This window comes from Blautia sp. XA-2221 (genome assembly GCF_028767025.1).
Classification (GTDB): domain Bacteria; phylum Bacillota; class Clostridia; order Lachnospirales; family Lachnospiraceae; genus Blautia_A.
This window is the reverse complement of record NZ_JAJQXX010000013.1, coordinates 45336-61551: the sequence shown is the minus strand read 5'-3', so window position 1 is coordinate 61551 and position 16216 is coordinate 45336. Positions and strand designations below refer to the sequence as shown.

15 protein-coding genes are annotated in these 16216 nt (G+C 43.2%); 3 read left to right on the top strand and 12 right to left on the bottom strand.

Annotated elements, in window-relative coordinates:
* Positions 1-33 precede the first annotated feature (33 nt).
* Positions 34-867: a DegV family protein gene (locus LU279_RS11005; protein ID WP_274422554.1), complete on the bottom strand. Its 834-nt coding sequence runs from the start codon at positions 865-867 to the stop codon at positions 34-36.
* 131 nt (positions 868-998) lie between these two features.
* Between LU279_RS11005 and LU279_RS11000 the strand changes: the two genes are divergently transcribed.
* Positions 999-1571: a TetR/AcrR family transcriptional regulator gene (locus LU279_RS11000; RefSeq protein WP_274422553.1), complete on the top strand. Its 573-nt coding sequence runs from the start codon at positions 999-1001 to the stop codon at positions 1569-1571.
* Between the two features lie 2 nt (positions 1572-1573).
* On the opposite strand, the gene LU279_RS10995 is transcribed toward LU279_RS11000, so the two are convergent.
* Positions 1574-2641 carry a 3D domain-containing protein gene (locus LU279_RS10995; protein WP_274422552.1) on the bottom strand — a complete coding sequence of 356 codons (1068 nt, stop codon included), beginning with the start codon at positions 2639-2641 and terminating at the stop codon, positions 1574-1576.
* A 283-nt stretch (positions 2642-2924) separates the two neighbouring features.
* On the opposite strand from LU279_RS10995, the gene LU279_RS10990 reads away from it, so the two are divergent.
* Complete coding sequence (locus LU279_RS10990; protein ID WP_274422551.1) at positions 2925-3794, top strand: lysozyme family protein; 870 nt, start codon at positions 2925-2927, stop codon at positions 3792-3794.
* Between the two features lie 183 nt (positions 3795-3977).
* Here LU279_RS10990 and tsf read toward each other — a convergent pair whose 3' ends face one another.
* The 8 genes from tsf to LU279_RS10950 all read right to left on the bottom strand — a co-directional run bounded on the left by tsf (position 3978) and on the right by LU279_RS10950 (position 12999).
* On the bottom strand, positions 3978-4916 hold the full coding sequence (gene tsf / locus LU279_RS10985) for a translation elongation factor Ts (protein WP_274422550.1): 939 nt from the start codon (positions 4914-4916) through the stop codon (positions 3978-3980).
* A gap of 45 nt (positions 4917-4961) precedes the next feature.
* The gene (gene rpsB / locus LU279_RS10980; protein WP_022067527.1) at positions 4962-5708 is read right to left on the bottom strand and encodes a 30S ribosomal protein S2; all 747 of its coding nucleotides are present in this window, start codon (positions 5706-5708) and stop codon (positions 4962-4964) included.
* A 194-nt stretch (positions 5709-5902) separates the two neighbouring features.
* Positions 5903-6700, bottom strand: a complete 798-nt coding sequence (locus LU279_RS10975) for a pseudouridine synthase (RefSeq protein WP_274422549.1) — start codon at positions 6698-6700, stop codon at positions 5903-5905.
* On the bottom strand, positions 6693-8915 hold the full coding sequence (locus tag LU279_RS10970; protein ID WP_274422548.1) for a DUF6449 domain-containing protein: 2223 nt from the start codon (positions 8913-8915) through the stop codon (positions 6693-6695). Before LU279_RS10970 ends, LU279_RS10975 begins: the two co-directional genes overlap by 8 nt.
* Positions 8890-9792 carry an ABC transporter ATP-binding protein gene (locus tag LU279_RS10965; RefSeq protein ID WP_274422547.1) on the bottom strand — a complete coding sequence of 301 codons (903 nt, stop codon included), beginning with the start codon at positions 9790-9792 and terminating at the stop codon, positions 8890-8892. Before LU279_RS10965 ends, LU279_RS10970 begins: the two co-directional genes overlap by 26 nt.
* A complete protein-coding gene (locus tag LU279_RS10960) occupies positions 9789-10115 on the bottom strand; it encodes a GntR family transcriptional regulator (RefSeq protein ID WP_330684661.1) in 327 nt (108 codons plus the stop codon). Before LU279_RS10960 ends, LU279_RS10965 begins: the two co-directional genes overlap by 4 nt.
* A 212-nt stretch (positions 10116-10327) precedes the next feature.
* Positions 10328-12094, bottom strand: a complete 1767-nt coding sequence (gene argS, locus LU279_RS10955; protein ID WP_274422546.1) for an arginine--tRNA ligase — start codon at positions 12092-12094, stop codon at positions 10328-10330.
* 35 nt (positions 12095-12129) lie between these two features.
* Positions 12130-12999, bottom strand: coding sequence for a DegV family protein (locus LU279_RS10950; RefSeq protein WP_274422545.1), 870 nt, complete (start codon positions 12997-12999; stop codon positions 12130-12132).
* A 254-nt stretch (positions 13000-13253) separates the two neighbouring features.
* On the opposite strand from LU279_RS10950, the gene LU279_RS10945 reads away from it, so the two are divergent.
* Positions 13254-13754 (top strand): methylated-DNA--[protein]-cysteine S-methyltransferase, encoded by a 501-nt coding sequence (locus LU279_RS10945; RefSeq protein WP_274422544.1) that lies wholly within the window; start codon positions 13254-13256, stop codon positions 13752-13754.
* A gap of 33 nt (positions 13755-13787) precedes the next feature.
* Here LU279_RS10945 and LU279_RS10940 read toward each other — a convergent pair whose 3' ends face one another.
* Both LU279_RS10940 and ung read right to left on the bottom strand, forming a co-directional pair.
* Positions 13788-15401 carry a putative polysaccharide biosynthesis protein gene (locus LU279_RS10940; protein ID WP_274422543.1) on the bottom strand — a complete coding sequence of 538 codons (1614 nt, stop codon included), beginning with the start codon at positions 15399-15401 and terminating at the stop codon, positions 13788-13790.
* A gap of 10 nt (positions 15402-15411) precedes the next feature.
* Positions 15412-16095, bottom strand: a complete 684-nt coding sequence (ung, locus tag LU279_RS10935; protein WP_274422542.1) for a uracil-DNA glycosylase — start codon at positions 16093-16095, stop codon at positions 15412-15414.
* Positions 16096-16216 lie beyond the last annotated feature (121 nt).

Below are 16216 nucleotides of genomic sequence, written 5' to 3'. Positions count from 1 at the left end.
GCTGCTGAAATTCTCCACAGCTCAGATTATGTTTTACAGGCTGCCTTCCACCCCTACAAGAACGCCTCCGCTCTCTGCATAGTAACTGCAAAGTCCCCTGGCTTCATACACAAGGATCTCTGCCTGTGGAAACCGCTCCAGTATCAAATCTTTAATCTTTTCTGCAAGGGAAAGATTATCTACATGGCTGATCCGGATCCTGCCTTTCTGAAATCCTGTTTTGGTGATCTCCCTGAGAAATTCTTCCACTACTTTTTTTCGTCCTCTGCACTTTGCAGAAGGCTCCAGGGTTCCCTCCTCGCTGGCAGTTCCAAAAACACTGATTCCCAGTACCCCTGCGGCTGCGGCAACCACTTTGCTCACTCTTCCATTCTGTGCAAGATTATGTAAAGACTTCAGTGCAAAAAACAGTCTTGTTTTTTTCATATATTCGCATCCCAGTCGTACCACTTCTTCAAACGTTTTTCCCTCTCTGTCCAATTCTGTCAGTTTTTCCATAAGAAGTCTCAGCTCCGGCCCTGCACTTAAGGTATCAAATACATGGATCTTTGCTTCCGGATGTGACTGCTGATACATATCCTTTGCCACCAGGGCTGAATTATAAGTTCCGGAAAGCGTGCTTGTCATTGTTCCCACATAAATAACATCTGCTCCCTCAAAAGCCTTCAGCCAGCTTTCCACTCCGGGACAGGCAGTGCATGATTTTCCTTTATAACCTGCCAAATCCTCAGTCATTCCTTTTACATCTAAATTTTTATCATCCACATAGTCCCTGGCATCTGTGGAAATTGTAAGCGGAACCGCCACAAAATCCACGCCTTCCATCTGAAGCATATCACTGCAGGAGTCCGCAATAAATCTTGTCATTGTATCATTTCTCCTAACTCTGTATTTTTATCAATACCTGTCATTGTATTCTATCTCTGTACATGATACAATTTACAAAATGTTTCTTTTTGTAAGGAAACCGCAAAATAAGAACTATTCGAGGGATTTACATGGAAAATACAACTTATTCCGGCAGCAGATACAAAACCGGTCAGAAAACAGAACGTTCTCTTTTTACCCGCATGTGCATTGGAGAAGCCATTATTGAGCTTATGCAGGACAGAGGGATGAGCGGTGTAAATGTTTCCGCAATTGCCAAAAAATCCGGGGTATCCCGTATGACGTTTTATTATTACTACGATTCTGTTCAGGAAGCCCTTACTGATTATATGAAAGAGATTGTTGCAGACTATTTAAAGGCAAGAAAAAATACTCCCGGTCTTGGAAATTTCCAGGAGTATTCCCATGTTATCTTTTCCCTTAAATTCTTTGATCAGTACAAAACGTTTTTTCTGACAATGACACAAAACGGACTGCATTCCATTCTCATGGACGGAATCAATGAATTTATGCTTTCTTATCTGCCAAAAGAAACTGCACAGTCTTTATATGACATCTATTATTATGCAGGCGGCCTGCTGAATACCTTCCTGAAATGGGAGGAAAACGGTCAGAAAGAAAGCGCGGAAGAGGTTGCCAGAATCATCTGCCAGCATACACAGAGCGAAACATACAGATCATAAGGTTACTGGATCAAATATACATCTGTATAATAAACGCCCTTTGACTCACCTTCCTCATGAGTTGCCACATAAATATCAATACAGTTGGTCTTAATAGCTCCTCCACAGTCCTCTGCCACATATACCTGCCCGTTGATCACTACCTGACTTCCATAAGGAATCTGGGACGGGTCAACTGCTATCGTATGATTTGTGGTTGCTGTTACACCTGTAGATGTAATCCCGTTGGCCCACGGACCGCAGCAGATACTGCATGGACAGTAATGTGTGATCCGGAAAGTTCCCAATGGCTTCAGATTTGCATCCGAGGAAGCTGCAACCGGGGTTCCCACCTGTACTCCGTTCACTTGGCTGATGCTTCCACCTGCCTCCACTGCTTCTGCAAAAACACCTTCTCCACTGCTTTTTGAAAGCGTTCCCGCATCCAGCTTTTTATCAATCCCTGCATCTGCAGTCTGTACCGTTTCCGAAAGATCCAGGGCGCTGGTCGGGATATAGCCGGTCTGTTCTGCCCCGTTTTCGTCCTCATAGGAAATTCTGCTCCACACTTCATTTACAGTTCCTGTACGCTTCACCTGATCAAGCTCCAGTACCTCTCCTACCACTTTTCCGTCTTTTTTGCCCGGATAGTCAAGAATACTGCTGTCTGTTTTTACCTCCACCTGATCGTCCTCCGGCTGGATCTGAATATCAGAGCTGAGCATCTGATTCTGTATGTAACCGATCACTTTACTTCCGTTTTTTTCCACAGAAACCTTGCTCCAGTTATTATCACACACAGCGCTTCTGGAAACCTCATCTCCAAGACTGACCTCTGCAAGCTCCTCCCCTCTGTCACCTGGCACTGACCGGAGCGCTGCAGTCCTGGCAGTTACATAAAGAACATCGCTGCATGCCGCAACCTTTACAGAATTCCCCTGTCCGTCATCCGTTTCAAAAGTGTGTATGGTTTTATTTTCTTTCTGATCTTCCTGCGTCACTGTTTCATAATCAGCAACATCCGCATAAACAACAGTTCCTCCCCAAAAAAGAACCGCTGATAACAGAAGAAGACAGAACCTGTTTTTCATGCTTTTTCACCTTCTCTTTCTGACTGCGCTCCCGTAACATTCAAGTTTCTTTACCGACACAGCCTTTCTGTCACTTTCCGGTACAACGGATATTCCATCTTTGCTATATTGAAATAGAATCATGTTTCATATTCGTTGTAATCAGTTGTTCTGTGATACTTCCTACAAATCATACCACAGACCTTTTCTATTTTCAATTTTCCAAGTGATGTTCACCAATTTTTAAGACTTTCATAATAATTCTTTTCTTTTCAAAACAGGGTTTTCCCGATACAATAATGCTATGAATACATCAGATAAAAAAACTCTAAAAACACAACAGAATCGTTCCACTGCCGGACATAAAAAAAGCCGGTCTGTATCGTCAGCCCGTACACCTTCTGCCAGAACTCAGAACAGAACGGTTAAAAACCAACCCTCTGTTTCCAGTAAAAAAAGAGTTTCCGGTAAAAAGCCCAGTCCTTCTGCCCGACAAAAAAGGGCCTCCAGATCCAACCGGGAGATCCGCACGCACCGCAGAAAACAGCTAAGACAAAAGAAGGTAAGAATACAGAAAATATTCCTTGGAACAGCCGCAATCATTCTGCTTTTTGCTGTCATAGGGGGAATCGCTGTACTGAAGCAAAAGCCGGAAGAATTTCTTGCCATTAATTCTGCCTGTGAATCCTATCGTCAGGATGTGGAAAATATTGCCGCCGAATACGAAATGTCCGATTATACGGACCTGATCCTTGCCCTGATGATGCAGGAAAGCTCTGGCAGCGGTCCTGACGTCCTTCAGTCCTCTGAGGGCGCATACAACAAACAATATCCCCAGGTTCCCAACGGAATCACAGACACTTCATACTCCATTGAATGTGGTATCCAGGAACTGAAATATGCAATGGAAAAGGCAGGTGTATCCAATCCCTCAGATCTAAACAGAATCCGTCTTGCTCTTCAGGCTTATAATTTCGGTGCAGATGCTTACTTCACTTACCTGAAAAAGAATGGCATCACCTCCTGGTCTGAAAAAACTTCAGAAGCTTTTGCCAAAATGGCCAGCGGCGAAACTGCTCGTTCCGAGGATGATCCGTTTTATGAAACTGCCGGCCCGTGGGATTACGGCGACCAGAAATATCCGGAGCATGTACTGAGGTATTATCATCCGTGAATTTTTTCTGCTCTTCAAGGATGAAGGGAAGGAAAAATTCAGATTAGCGTCTATCCCAAAATCCAATAATAAAATACGGTATTTTATGATAATTTACGATTTTCCCTTAAACTTCAAAAAACCCTTGAAAATGCCCATATCCTGGGATTTTCAAGGGTTTTAAAATTCATGTTATCTAGGAAATTAGTTTCCCATCTGTTTTGCAACCTCAGCTGCAAAATCCTCTTCCTTCTTCTCGATTCCTTCTCCGGTTTCGAAACGAACGAAGCCTTTGATTACAACGTTTGCGCCATTCTCTTTAGCAACCTGCTCTACATATTTAGCAACAGTCTGTTTTCCATCCTCTGCTTTAACGTAAACCTGGTCAAGAAGGCAGATTTCTTTCAGCTCTTTGTTGATACGTCCGGTGATCATGCCCTGGATAACCTTCTCCGGTTTCTGAGACTCTTTCGGATCGTTCATGATCTGAGCAAGAAGAATCTCTTTTTCATGAGCGATGTAATCAGCGCTCACTTCAGAGCTGTTTGTGTACTGTGGTTTCAGAGCTGCGATCTGCATTGCAACGTTCTTAGCCATTTCTTTTACAGCATCGTTTACAACGTCTGCCTCTACGTCAACAAGAACTCCGATTTTTCCGCCCATATGTGTATAGGAAGCAACAAAACCGTTCTCTTCTTTTACCTGAGCAAATCTTCTGATGTTCATGTTCTCGCCGATAACTGCGATCTGAGCTGCAAGAGCTTCTTTTACAGTCTGCTCGTTGTTCAGTGCCCATGGCTCTGCAAGGAAAGCTTCGATATCAGCTGCTGTAGTAGTAAGTGCCTGTGCAGCAACGTCTGCAACATAGCTCTGGAATTTTTCATTCTTTGCCACGAAGTCTGTCTCTGCATTAACCTCAACAACTACTGCGCTCTTAGCATCCTCTGCAACAACAGTCTTGCAAAGACCCTCTGCTGCTACACGGCTTGCTTTTTTCTGAGCAGTTGCAAGTCCTTTTTCACGAAGGAATTCTACTGCTTTATCCATATCGCCTTCTGTAGCTGTAAGAGCTTTCTTACAGTCCATCATTCCGGCGCCGGTCATTTCTCTTAACTCTTTTACCTGTGCTGCTGTAATAGCCATCTCTATTTCCTCCTGGATATTTTTAATCTGAATAATTTAATAAAATTACTCTTCTACTGTCTCAGCAAACTCCTCAGACTCTGCCTCGATCTCGCCGTCAGCCTCAGCTGTACCCTGGTTTGCCTCGATAACAGCGTCTGCCATCTTGGAAACGATGAGTTTTACGGCACGGATAGCATCATCATTACCCGGAATTACATAGTCAAGTTCTTCCGGATCACAGTTTGTATCACAGATACCGATAAGCGGAATACCTAATGTATGAGCTTCCTGTACACAGATTCTCTCTTTTTTCGGGTCAACGATGAAGATAGCGTCCGGAAGACGTTTCATCTCTTTGATACCGCCAAGGTTTTTCTGCAGTTTTGTAAGCTCTTTTCTTAACTCAATAACTTCTTTTTTAGGAAGCACGTCAAATGTTCCGTCAGCCTCCATAGCCTCGATCTCTTTCAGTCTTGCAATACGGCTCTGGATTGTCTTGAAGTTTGTAAGCATACCGCCAAGCCATCTCTCGTTTACATAGAACTGTCCGCAACGCTCTGCCTCAACTTTGATAGCGTCCTGAGCCTGTTTCTTTGTTCCTACGAAAAGGATGTTTCCGCCGTTTGCTACGATGTCAGCGATTGCATTGTAAGCATCGTCAACCATTCCTACAGACTGCTGAAGGTCGATGATATAGATACCATTTCTCTCTGTGTAGATGTACGGAGCCATTTTAGGGTTCCATCTTCTTGTCTGATGTCCGAAATGAACACCTGCTTCCAAAAGCTGTTTCATTGAAATAACGCTCATGTTTTTGTTCTCCTTTTTTGGTTAAATTCTTCCGCGCAGATCATTTTCTATCTGGACCCCGCCGTCACACCGTATGGGCACCATCCTTCGGAATCTCCACGCGTGATTATTTTGCAACTCTTGGAGTATAACACATAAAAACCCTCTGTGTAAAGAGGGTTTTCCTGTTTTCGGCTGTATTTTCAACATTTTTTCTATTTTCCCGTGGAAGAGCAGCCTGCATTTTTTAATTTTTGTACTTCTTCCGCTGTCAGAGGACGGTATTCGCCTTTTTTCAGCTGGTCCGGAAGTGTAAGTGGTCCCATTGAGAGTCTTTTCAGATAAATCACAGGCTTTCCCACTGCCGCCATCATCCGCTTAACCTGATGAAATTTTCCCTCGCTGATAGTAAGAAGCAGCTCTGTATAGCTTTCCGGAAGATTTTCTGTTCGTACCCGGCGCAGCAGTTCCGAATTTTCCATGTCACTGCCATCCCGGGGAAAAAGCTGTACTTTTGCCGGAAGGGTCAGTCTTTTTTCTCCAATGTCAATCCCCTGCTCCAGCTTTTGTCTGTCCTCTTCTGTTATTGCGCCTTCCACTCTCACAAAATATGTTTTTTCCACATGGCGGGCCGGTGATAAAAGATCATGGGCCAACGCTCCATCGTCTGTGATCAGAAGAAGGCCTTCTGTATCTTTGTCCAGACGCCCTACCGGAAACATTCCCTTTCTCGGTTCCGTGATCAGTTCCATCACGGTTCTGTCATACCTGTCCTCCGTAGCGCTTACATAGCCTGCCGGCTTATTAAGAAGATAGTATACAAACTCCGGAGCCCTGGATACAGGTTCACCCAAAAGCTCCACCCTGTCCTCTTCTGTCACCTTCTGCTCCGGCTTTTTTACAGTCTGAGAATTGATCTGTACCAGACCTTTCTGTATGTATTTTTTTACTTCACTTCTGGTTCCCTTTCCGGCATCAGCCAGAAATTTATCCAGTCTCACTGCCTTACTCATCTGTTACCTCTCTTTTTTCTTCCTCAATAGAAATCTCTGTGGGGCCGTCGGCCTCTCCTACAACCTCTGTCCTCTCCGAATTTCCTGTATCCGTCTGTGTGTTTTCTTTTTTGTCTGTACTTCTACTTTCCTGACGAACAAATTCCGGAGTACGGTCTTTCAGAAACTCTGCATAACATTCTTCTCCCTGCTCCGTCTGGAAGATCACCATTACATCCGGTTCATATTCTATCCAGGAACAATCACCAAAGGATGGATTTGCTGCCTGAACCAGAGCTTCTATCTGTTCTTTTTCCGTATATTCTGCGGTTTTTTCTTCCTCTCCTGACTCATCATAATAGACAATCTTTGCCTTTTTGATGTCTGTATCTTTAAGACTCAGAGGATATCCGGTTTCTTTAAGAACTGCAATCGTATTTTTATAAGAAGGAAACAGTTTTATTTCCCCATATGCCTGTCCTTCTGGGTTTTTCTCCCCGGGAACCAGACTGTATATATCCTGGGCTACCGGAAGGGTATATCCCATTTGAAGCTCGGCAAACGGAAGTTCAAGCAAATCTTCCGGAGCAGCTTCCTGAAAATCCTTTTTTACTGCCTCGATCAGTTTTTTCTGTTTTTCCAGCTGATCCTGGAAAATCGCATAGTCCCTTCCGTTTCCGGAGATCAAAGTAATATTGTCCAGGTATGCGGTATCCAAAGCCAGAAACTGCTCTGTTTTGTTTTTCAGATTTTCTTCCTTATAAAGAACACCCAAAAGCTCATCACATTCTTCTGTATTTACCATATAACTGCGGTTCACTTTTCTGCCTGACTGAAGCTGATATCCCAATAATAGACGACGAAAAGTTCCCTCTTCTGTCTGCTCTCTTTCCTCTCTGAACTTTCTGCTTTTCTGATTTTCAACAATTTTCTGAAGAACTGTATAAGTTTCATTTCCAATTCCGTCTTTTCCGGAAAGAACCGTTTCTCTTTGTTCCCATGACGTACTGTCTTTTATACGGAATGTACCGTCCGCCTGTTTTTTTACATAATCAGTCATGTCATCTGCCAGAACCATCATGTCTATGTTAAGCGCTTTAATTTCTTCCTGTTTGGGAATATAGGCGTCAAAACGCAGAAGATCCTTCTGATAAATCAGCGCACACACTGCAACAAGAGCTGCCGCTGCAAACAGCTGGGCTTTTTTGGAAAAGAATGCATGAAAGTCCATCTGATACAGGGTTTCTGTCATTCCATGAGCAAGTACAGTTCCAAGCACCAGTCCAAACACACACCAGATATTCCGTGCATGACTTGTAGGAATCAAATAAAAAATAAATCCTGTTCCTATGCCACATGGCACAACAACCATAAATTTTAGCACTGTAGCCAGTTTCCCATATACCATTGGCTTTCCTGCCGCCTCAGATGGTCTGCGTATGTAAGCAATATAAGAAACAGCAAGAAAGATCAGGGTCAGCACAACCAGGACAACTGCCAGAACCATCCCCCGGCCCTCTCTGTACTTTTGTACAAACTCATCTGCCAGAGTAAGAGGCGATGCATAACTCTCCAGAATTTTAAAAATACCATATGGATAGCCTGCAAAAAAGGTGTCAAAAAAACTGTAGGCACAGGATGACAGCAAGATTCCCAACACCGGTCCATATAACTGCATACCGGCCAGACATAAGCCTCCCATCAGAAAATTTCCGGTCACGCAAAAAATAAGGATCACGCTGAAATACAGCATTAAATACAAAAGCAAATGAACAAAAAACAGACTGACAGCCAATCCCATAAGTTTCAGGCTGAAGAAACCTCTTGCCGCTCCTATGCACACTGCAAAAAATTCTGCGACAGCATAAGGGATCAGGTAATACAAAAGGCCTGTGTATACACGACTCCAGAACATCCGTGACCGCTTTATGGGCAGGCTATGATAAAAATCCACTTTTTTGCGGGAATAAACATAGCTGAATCCATTTATGCTGTTCATGATGGCAGCCACTGCTGCTACCATCCCTCCCGTAATAACAAGTTTTCCCTTCCAGAGACTTTCATAAAGAAGAGTCATCTGATCCTGTGTATATCCGGCAGCGCTCCAGTTTCCTATCATAAGAAGCAGAACAACCGGAAATGCAAGGAAAAGTCCAAGGCTTAAAAAAGCAGGAATCCAGCTTTTGCCACGGGAAACCGTTTTTACATATTCAGAAGAACAGATTTTTAACTTCATATCCAGCCACCTCCGTTTCACTGATAAAAATTTCCTCCAATGTCAGTGGAAGAATTTCGCAGAACAGAGGATTTTTCCCCTGTATCTTCTCCATGATCTGTTCCCGGGTCCCTCTGACTGTCAGAAGCAGCAGAGATCCCTGGTGCTCCATCTTCAATACATCCATTTCTTTCTGAAGCTGACGTTCCTGCTCTTTGTCTTTCAGTACACACTGGATCTTATGGATATGAAATTTCATATCCTCCAGATCTCTGGAAAGCAGGATTCCTCCTTTGTACAGAAGTCCCACATGATCACAGATATCCTCCAGTTCTCTCAGATTGTGAGACGCGATCACCGGTGTAAATTCCCTGCTCATGATCTCTGCTGCAAAAAGGCTTTTTACTGCCTGGCGCATAACCGGATCAAGTCCGTCAAAAGTTTCATCACAAAGCAGATATTTTGTCCCTGCGCTGACTCCAAGAAGCACAAGGAGCTGTTTTTTCATTCCTTTTGAAAAAGTGCTGATTCTTTTTTTATCATCCATGCGAAACTGTCTCATAAATTTTGAGAATCTCTGTACATCGAATTTCGGATAATAATATCTGTAAAAATCCGCCATATCCCGTGGTGTGTAATCCGCCGGAAAATAACTGTCGTCCGATATGTAAAAAAGACTTGATTTTGCGTTCTCATTATCATATACACATTCGCCGTCTATCTGTATTTCTCCCTCATCCGGCTTCAGGATTCCTGCTGCCATACGAAGAAGTGTACTTTTACCTGCGCCATTGCTTCCCACCAGACCAAAAACTTCTCTTTCTCCTATTTCAAGAGAAATTTTATCTGCTGCTTTGACAGTGCCAAAGGATTTACTGCAGTTTTTTATCTCTATCATTGGTCTTCCTCCTCATAACAGACGTTTATTGCCTGCACCATCTCTTCCATCTGTACACCCAGGTTCTTTCCTTTGCGTACAGTCTGCATAAATTCTTTGTGATAATCTTCTTTTTTTATTTTCAATATCTGATCAGACTCTGCCACAAAATTCCCTTTTCCCTTGACCGGATAAATCAGCCCCTCCTGCTCCAGTTCCGTATAAGCTCTCTGTATGGTATTGGGATTAATAGAAAGCTCCATGGCAAGCTGACGGACAGATGGAAGTCGGCTTCCTGCCGGAAGAGCTTCCCTATAGATCAGCATGCGAAATTTTTCTGTCACCTGCTCATAAATGGGCCTGCGATCCTGATAATCTAAAATAATAATAAGACTTTCCTCCCTTCCGGCCTACAGTGTATTAACTGTATTGATACACTTATCGTACCACACATTTACAACCAATTCAAGATTTTTATATCAAAAAACCGCCAGAAGGCCGGGCATAAGCCGCAGCGCAGTCTGACGGATATTAAAAAATAAATCTCTGTAATATTTTACATACGATCCGGTGCGGAAAATCCCAGAAGATCAATGCTTGTCTCCAGAATTCCTTTGGTCACATCAAGAAGCTTCAGGAAAGATTCCTTCTGTGCCTGATCTTCCTCGCTTAAGATCTTTGTTCCATGATAAAAGCTGTTAAATGCATTGGAAACCTCATAAATATATGCGCAGATCTTATGAGGCGCTTTTTCCTCAAAAGCATTCTCCACGGTTGCGCCGAATTTTGTCAGCTCCAGCATCAGGTTCTTCTGACTGCTGTTTACTGCCGGAAGCATCCTGATCCCTTCGAGGCTTCCTCCCTCTTCCATATAACGGTTCAGAATAGATTTGATCCGGACAATCGTATAAAGAATGTACGGGCCTGTATTTCCCTCAAAAGAAGTAAAGCGATCAATATCAAAAACATAATCCTTGGTTGCCTGATTGGAAAGATCCCCGTACTTAATTGCAGACAAACCTACAATCTGAGCTGTTTCTGTGGCATCCTTATCTTTTACACTTCTGTTTTCTACAATTTTGCTGTACATTTCCTGGTCAATATCTGCAATCAGGCGTTCCAGACGCATAACACCGCCTTCTCTTGTCTTGAAAGGCTTGCCGTCTTTTCCGTTCATGGTACCGAAACCAAGGAAAGAAAGTTTGGTGTCCTCTTTCACAAGACCGGTCTTTCTGGCGCAGCGGAACACCTGGATAAAATGAAGCTCCTGACGTTTATCCACCACATAAAGAATCTCGTCCGGCTCATAAAGTTTCATACGCTCTACGATGGTTGCGAGATCAGTTGTTGTATAAAGGGAGGCGCCGTCTGATTTTAAAAGCATACAAGGAGGAATTTCCTTCGTATCTGTATCTTCCTTTACATCTACAACAAGAGCGCCCTGATCTTCATATGCAAATCCCTGATCCTTCATTGCCTGAACCATATCCGGAATATAAGGCTGTGCGTCCGATTCCTTTTTCCACAAGTCAAAGGAAACGTTCAGATTATCATAATTTCTTTTAAGGTCTGTTACAGAAACCTGCATGATATGGTTCCAGAGAGCCATATATCCCGGTTTTCCCTGCTGCAGAAGATGAGTTGCCTCCAGGGCCTCGTTGCGGTAATCCTCATCCTCTTTGGATTTTCCGCTGGCACATGGATAAATCTCTTCCAGTTCCCCAATGGTAAACGGCGCTTCTGCAGGGTATTCTCCCTGATAGCTGTCATCAAAATATACCAGTTCCGGTTTACGGTGTTTCAACTCTGTGATGATCAGTCCCATCTGAAGTCCCCAATCGCCCAGATGTACGTCACCGATCACTTTATGACCTACAAAACGACCGATTCTCTTGATGCTCTCTCCGATAATGGCAGAACGAAGATGACCTACATGAAGTGGTTTTGCCACATTTGGTCCGCCATAATCAATAATGATCGTTTTGGGATTTTCTGCCTGGGCAACAGAAAATTTAGGATCTTCCGCCATTTCTTTCAGATAATCCGCAAGAAACTCTTCTTTTACTTTCAGATTGATAAATCCCGGTTTTACCACCTCTGCCACAGAAAATACCTGGCTGTCTTTTAAATATTCCACCACATCATCAGCGATCATAAACGGAGCTTTTTTGTATGCCTTGGCTCCTGCCATTGCCCCGTTGCACTGGAACTCACAGAGATCCGGTCTGTTGGATACTGTTACCTTTCCGTATTCCGGATCATATCCGGCTTTTTCAAAGGCTGAGGAAAGCTCCTCTGCCATAATTTCCATCAGTTTTTTCATGTCTTATGACTCCTCGTATTTATTCTTTTCTTTTTTCAGACTGTAGCCTTTTTTGTTAAAGCAACTGCAAGCGCACCATGTCCGATATGACAGGCAACACTTAAGGAAAGAGGATCCATCTGAATTTCATAATCCGGAAACATTTCCTGAACCTCTTTTTTGAATTCCTCTGCTTCCTCCCGGTTTCCTGTATATGCCATTTCAAGGCACATATCACCATTTTCTGCATATTCTGCAAACCGATTGTCAAGATCCTCTTTCAGAGCCTTCAGCATTACTCTCTTTGCCTGCTTTTTGCCTCTTACCTTAGAATAAGCATCCAGCTTTTCGCCCTGTATCTGAAGTACCGGCTTCAGGTTCAAAACTGTACCAATCGCTGCCGCAGCCGGAGTGATACGTCCGCCTTTTTTAAGATATTTTAGGGTTTCCAAAGTAATATAAATACTTGATTCCAGCTTTTCTGCCTCCAGGATCTCGCGGATCTCCGCAGCATTTTTACCTGCCTGAGCAAGAGCAAGAGCATCCAGTACGGACTGTTTCTGAGTTACAGAAATTCTCTGATTATCCACAACCTGAACTTTACCCTCATAGTCGCGGGCAAGTCCCATAGCTGTCTCACAGGAAGCGCTCAGTCCGCTTGACATGGGAATATGCACGATTTCATCATATTCCTTTAAAAGTGTATCCCACAGTCCGCAGACTTCGCCCGGATTTGGCTGCGAAGTGGAAATAGGCTCGTCTTTTTTCAGGCGCTCATAAAATTCTTCCTGAGAAAGAGTAACTCCCTCCAGATACATCACTTCATTAATATAAAAGGGCATCGGCAGAACAGAAATCCCAAGCTTTCTTCCCTCGTCCTGCGTAATGCCACTGTTGCTGTCAGTTACAATAGCAATTTTCCTCATACTGCATTCTCCTTATTTTCTTTATCCTGAAAAATACATGCTGTATACAGTTTAACATACTTTTTGGGGTATCTCAATTAAAAATTACCGCAGAGCACAAACAAACATCAAAAAGTAAACTGACAAATGAAATCAAGTAAGTTTTTTACTGAAATTAAATTTTCTTGTTTATATTTTGTACAATATACGTGTCTTGTTTTTCCTCCCAGAAAGAATTATAATACGCCCATAAAACACACTTACATGGAGGTATTATGCAGTATATCAGCCGTTATCAATCTCCTCTTGGCAAAATTCTTCTGGCTGCGGACGATATGGGACTGACAGGATTATGGTTTTACGGACAAAAATATTTTGCTCTTCATCTGGACGAAAGTCATGAGGAAAAATCATATTCTGTATTGGATCTGGCAAAGCGCTGGCTCAATCTTTATTTTTCCGGACAGGAACCGGATTTTTCTGTTCCTCTACATCTGAAAGGAACAGAATTTCAGAAAGAAGTATGGAAAATTCTTTGTGATATCCCTTATGGAACCACGGTCACTTATGGAGAAATCGCTGCTGTTCTTGCACAAAAACGAGGTCTGGAACGCATGTCTGCACAGGCTGTAGGAAATGCGGTTTCTCACAATCCGGTTTCTGTTATCGTGCCATGTCACAGAGTGCTTGGAAGCAATGGAAGTCTTACCGGATACGCCGGAGGACTGGAACGCAAACTAAAGCTTCTGGAACTGGAAAAAGTCCCCCGATACTGAGGGACTTTTTATCTGTTCTACATTTTCATTAACTTAAAACATTCTTCCAAATATTTTTACCAGAACAGCGCCTCCCGGCATTCTTCTCAGCCACTCCTGAGAAGGTTTTTCCAGCAGAATATATACCATAAAATAGGTAGCTCCTGCCAGAGCAATGGAAAGGCACAGACAAATTACATTTGACTGGATCAGTCTGTACAGGCCATAATATACAAGACCTGCCACAGCTCCCATAGGAACAGATGCGAGAATCGGATTCAGATACGCAGATCTCCACGGATTTTTGTATCGAAGATATCTTTTCATAGCTCTGTCATTCAGGATACATACAACAACCGCATAAATAATCATTGCAACCAGCAAAGAATAAATTCCAAGATCTGTAAAAAGTAACAGCAGAACAACTGCTATCACATCTACCACCAGCGCTACTGCAGCGGTGATCATTGGAATCTTTGGTCTTCCGATTCCCTGAAGCACTCCGTTTGAAATATTTGACATTCCATTTAACAGGATCGTAAAGGAACCCAGCATCAAAAGCTTTCCGGCTATACCATTGGTTCCTCCAAACAGCAGAGACACAATGGGCTGCGCAAGAACAGCCAGTCCCACTGCACAGGGAACAGAAATAAACATGGAAAGCTGTACTGTCTGGTCAATTTTTCTTCTGGTTTCTTTTACTGCGCCTGTAGCATAAAGAGCGGAAACCTCAGGTATCATAGAGGTGGGCGCAGCGCTGGAAAGTGTCAGAGGAATATTGATGATGCTCATAAAATATGTTGCATACTCCGCATACATCATACTTAACTGGTCTGCATCTGCCCCCTGCGTTCCAAGGATTTCCGAATAAAGAACCCCGTTCAGATACCCGTTTACATTATAAATAAATGCGCTGAGGATAATAGGAGATACGATCAGCATGATCAGTTTCAGAATATCCCCATATGATTTTTCTCTGTGTCTCCGATCGCTTTTTACTCTGGCACGAATGCCTTTTCGGTTCATTCCGTAAACCATTATCATAAACAAAAGCGCTGTCACTACTCCGGCAGTTGTTCCCACTGTCGAACCGGCAGCTCCCCATTTTGCCACCTGTTCAGGTGTCCCGTCTGAAAGATTTCTGATAAAAAGCCATGCCGCAAGAAGACTTACAATGGCATTAAAAATCTGTTCCAGGATCTGAGAAACTGATGTGGGAAGCATATTTCTGTATGCCTGAAAATATCCCCTGTACACGCCAAGAATTCCGGAAAGGAATATGGTAGGGGATAAAATCTGCAAAGCCAGAACTGCATTCGGCTGATTACGGGGAATAATAAATCTGGCGCCGAAAAGGCAGAAAAGAGCTACTGCTCCGCCTACCACAGCCGCATAGATCATAGATCCCCTGAATATTTTCTGTGCATTTTTGTAATCTCTTAAAGCAATCCTTTCGGAAATCAGCTTCGATACTGCCTGAGGAATACTGAAAGATGCGATCATCAAAAGGATCATATATGCATTCTGAGCAAGGCTGATATAACCCATTCCCATATTTCCAACAATAGAGGATAAAGGGCTTTTATACAAAAGACCTATGATCTTGGATATCATTGCCGCGATCATCAAAAAGGAGGCATTTCTTACAAGATTATTCTTTTTTCCCATGATGTCTCCTTCACACCTGCTCTTTATTTTCGATCTGCCAGTCAACTGGCTCCAGACCGTTTTCTCTTAAAAATTCGTTTGTCCTGCTGAAATGTCTGCATCCGAAAAATCCTCTGTACGCAGACAGCGGACTTGGATGAGGCGCTTCCAGGATCAAATGCTTCGGATTGTTCAGCATGGATTTTTTCATCTGGGCCGGACGTCCCCAAAGAAGAAATACAATTGGACGATCCTGTTCATTGAGAATACGGATTGCGGCATCGGTAAACTGCTCCCAGCCGATCCCTCTGTGAGAATTGGCCTGATGCGCCCGTACAGTAAGCACAGTATTCAGCAGAAGCACTCCCTGATGAGCCCACTTTTCCAGATATCCGTTATCCGGAATATAACAGCCCAGATCATCATGGAGCTCCTGATAAATATTTACAAGAGACGGCGGAATCTCCACATCTTTTTTTACAGAAAAACACAGGCCGTGAGCCTGTCCGTCGTTATGATAGGGGTCCTGTCCCAGAATCACCACTTTTACTTCGCTGAGCGGCGTAAAATGAAATGCATTAAACATATCTTCTGCAGGAGGAAAAATCTTTCGAGTATTATATTCCTGCATAACTGTTTTGTATAATTTAGTATAATATGGCTGATGAAACTCGCCTTTCAGCGCTTCCAGCCACTCTCCTGACAAAGGAGCCATAATTGTCACCTCTTTATCTTATTACTGAAATTCCTTTTTTCTGCCAGATATTTTCAGCTGACTGATTTCAGAGAATGGATTTCTACTTTTTATCCTGTCCAAAATCACTGAAACCAACTCG

Bases quoted from the DNA above. Each gene is read 5' to 3' on its own strand.
- LU279_RS11005 (WP_274422554.1), bottom strand. From the start codon at position 867: ATGACAAGATTTATTGCGGACTCCTGCAGTGATATGCTTCAGATGGAA.
- LU279_RS11000 (WP_274422553.1), top strand. From the start codon at position 999: ATGGAAAATACAACTTATTCCGGCAGCAGATACAAAACCGGTCAGAAA.
- LU279_RS10995 (WP_274422552.1), bottom strand. From the start codon at position 2,641: ATGAAAAACAGGTTCTGTCTTCTTCTGTTATCAGCGGTTCTTTTTTGG.
- LU279_RS10990 (WP_274422551.1), top strand. From the start codon at position 2,925: ATGAATACATCAGATAAAAAAACTCTAAAAACACAACAGAATCGTTCC.
- tsf (WP_274422550.1), bottom strand. From the start codon at position 4,916: ATGGCTATTACAGCAGCACAGGTAAAAGAGTTAAGAGAAATGACCGGC.
- rpsB (WP_022067527.1), bottom strand. From the start codon at position 5,708: ATGAGCGTTATTTCAATGAAACAGCTTTTGGAAGCAGGTGTTCATTTC.
- LU279_RS10975 (WP_274422549.1), bottom strand. From the start codon at position 6,700: ATGAGTAAGGCAGTGAGACTGGATAAATTTCTGGCTGATGCCGGAAAG.
- LU279_RS10970 (WP_274422548.1), bottom strand. From the start codon at position 8,915: ATGAAGTTAAAAATCTGTTCTTCTGAATATGTAAAAACGGTTTCCCGT.
- LU279_RS10965 (WP_274422547.1), bottom strand. From the start codon at position 9,792: ATGATAGAGATAAAAAACTGCAGTAAATCCTTTGGCACTGTCAAAGCA.
- argS (WP_274422546.1), bottom strand. From the start codon at position 12,094: ATGAAAAAACTGATGGAAATTATGGCAGAGGAGCTTTCCTCAGCCTTT.
- LU279_RS10950 (WP_274422545.1), bottom strand. From the start codon at position 12,999: ATGAGGAAAATTGCTATTGTAACTGACAGCAACAGTGGCATTACGCAG.
- LU279_RS10945 (WP_274422544.1), top strand. From the start codon at position 13,254: ATGCAGTATATCAGCCGTTATCAATCTCCTCTTGGCAAAATTCTTCTG.
- LU279_RS10940 (WP_274422543.1), bottom strand. From the start codon at position 15,401: ATGGGAAAAAAGAATAATCTTGTAAGAAATGCCTCCTTTTTGATGATC.
- ung (WP_274422542.1), bottom strand. From the start codon at position 16,095: ATGGCTCCTTTGTCAGGAGAGTGGCTGGAAGCGCTGAAAGGCGAGTTT.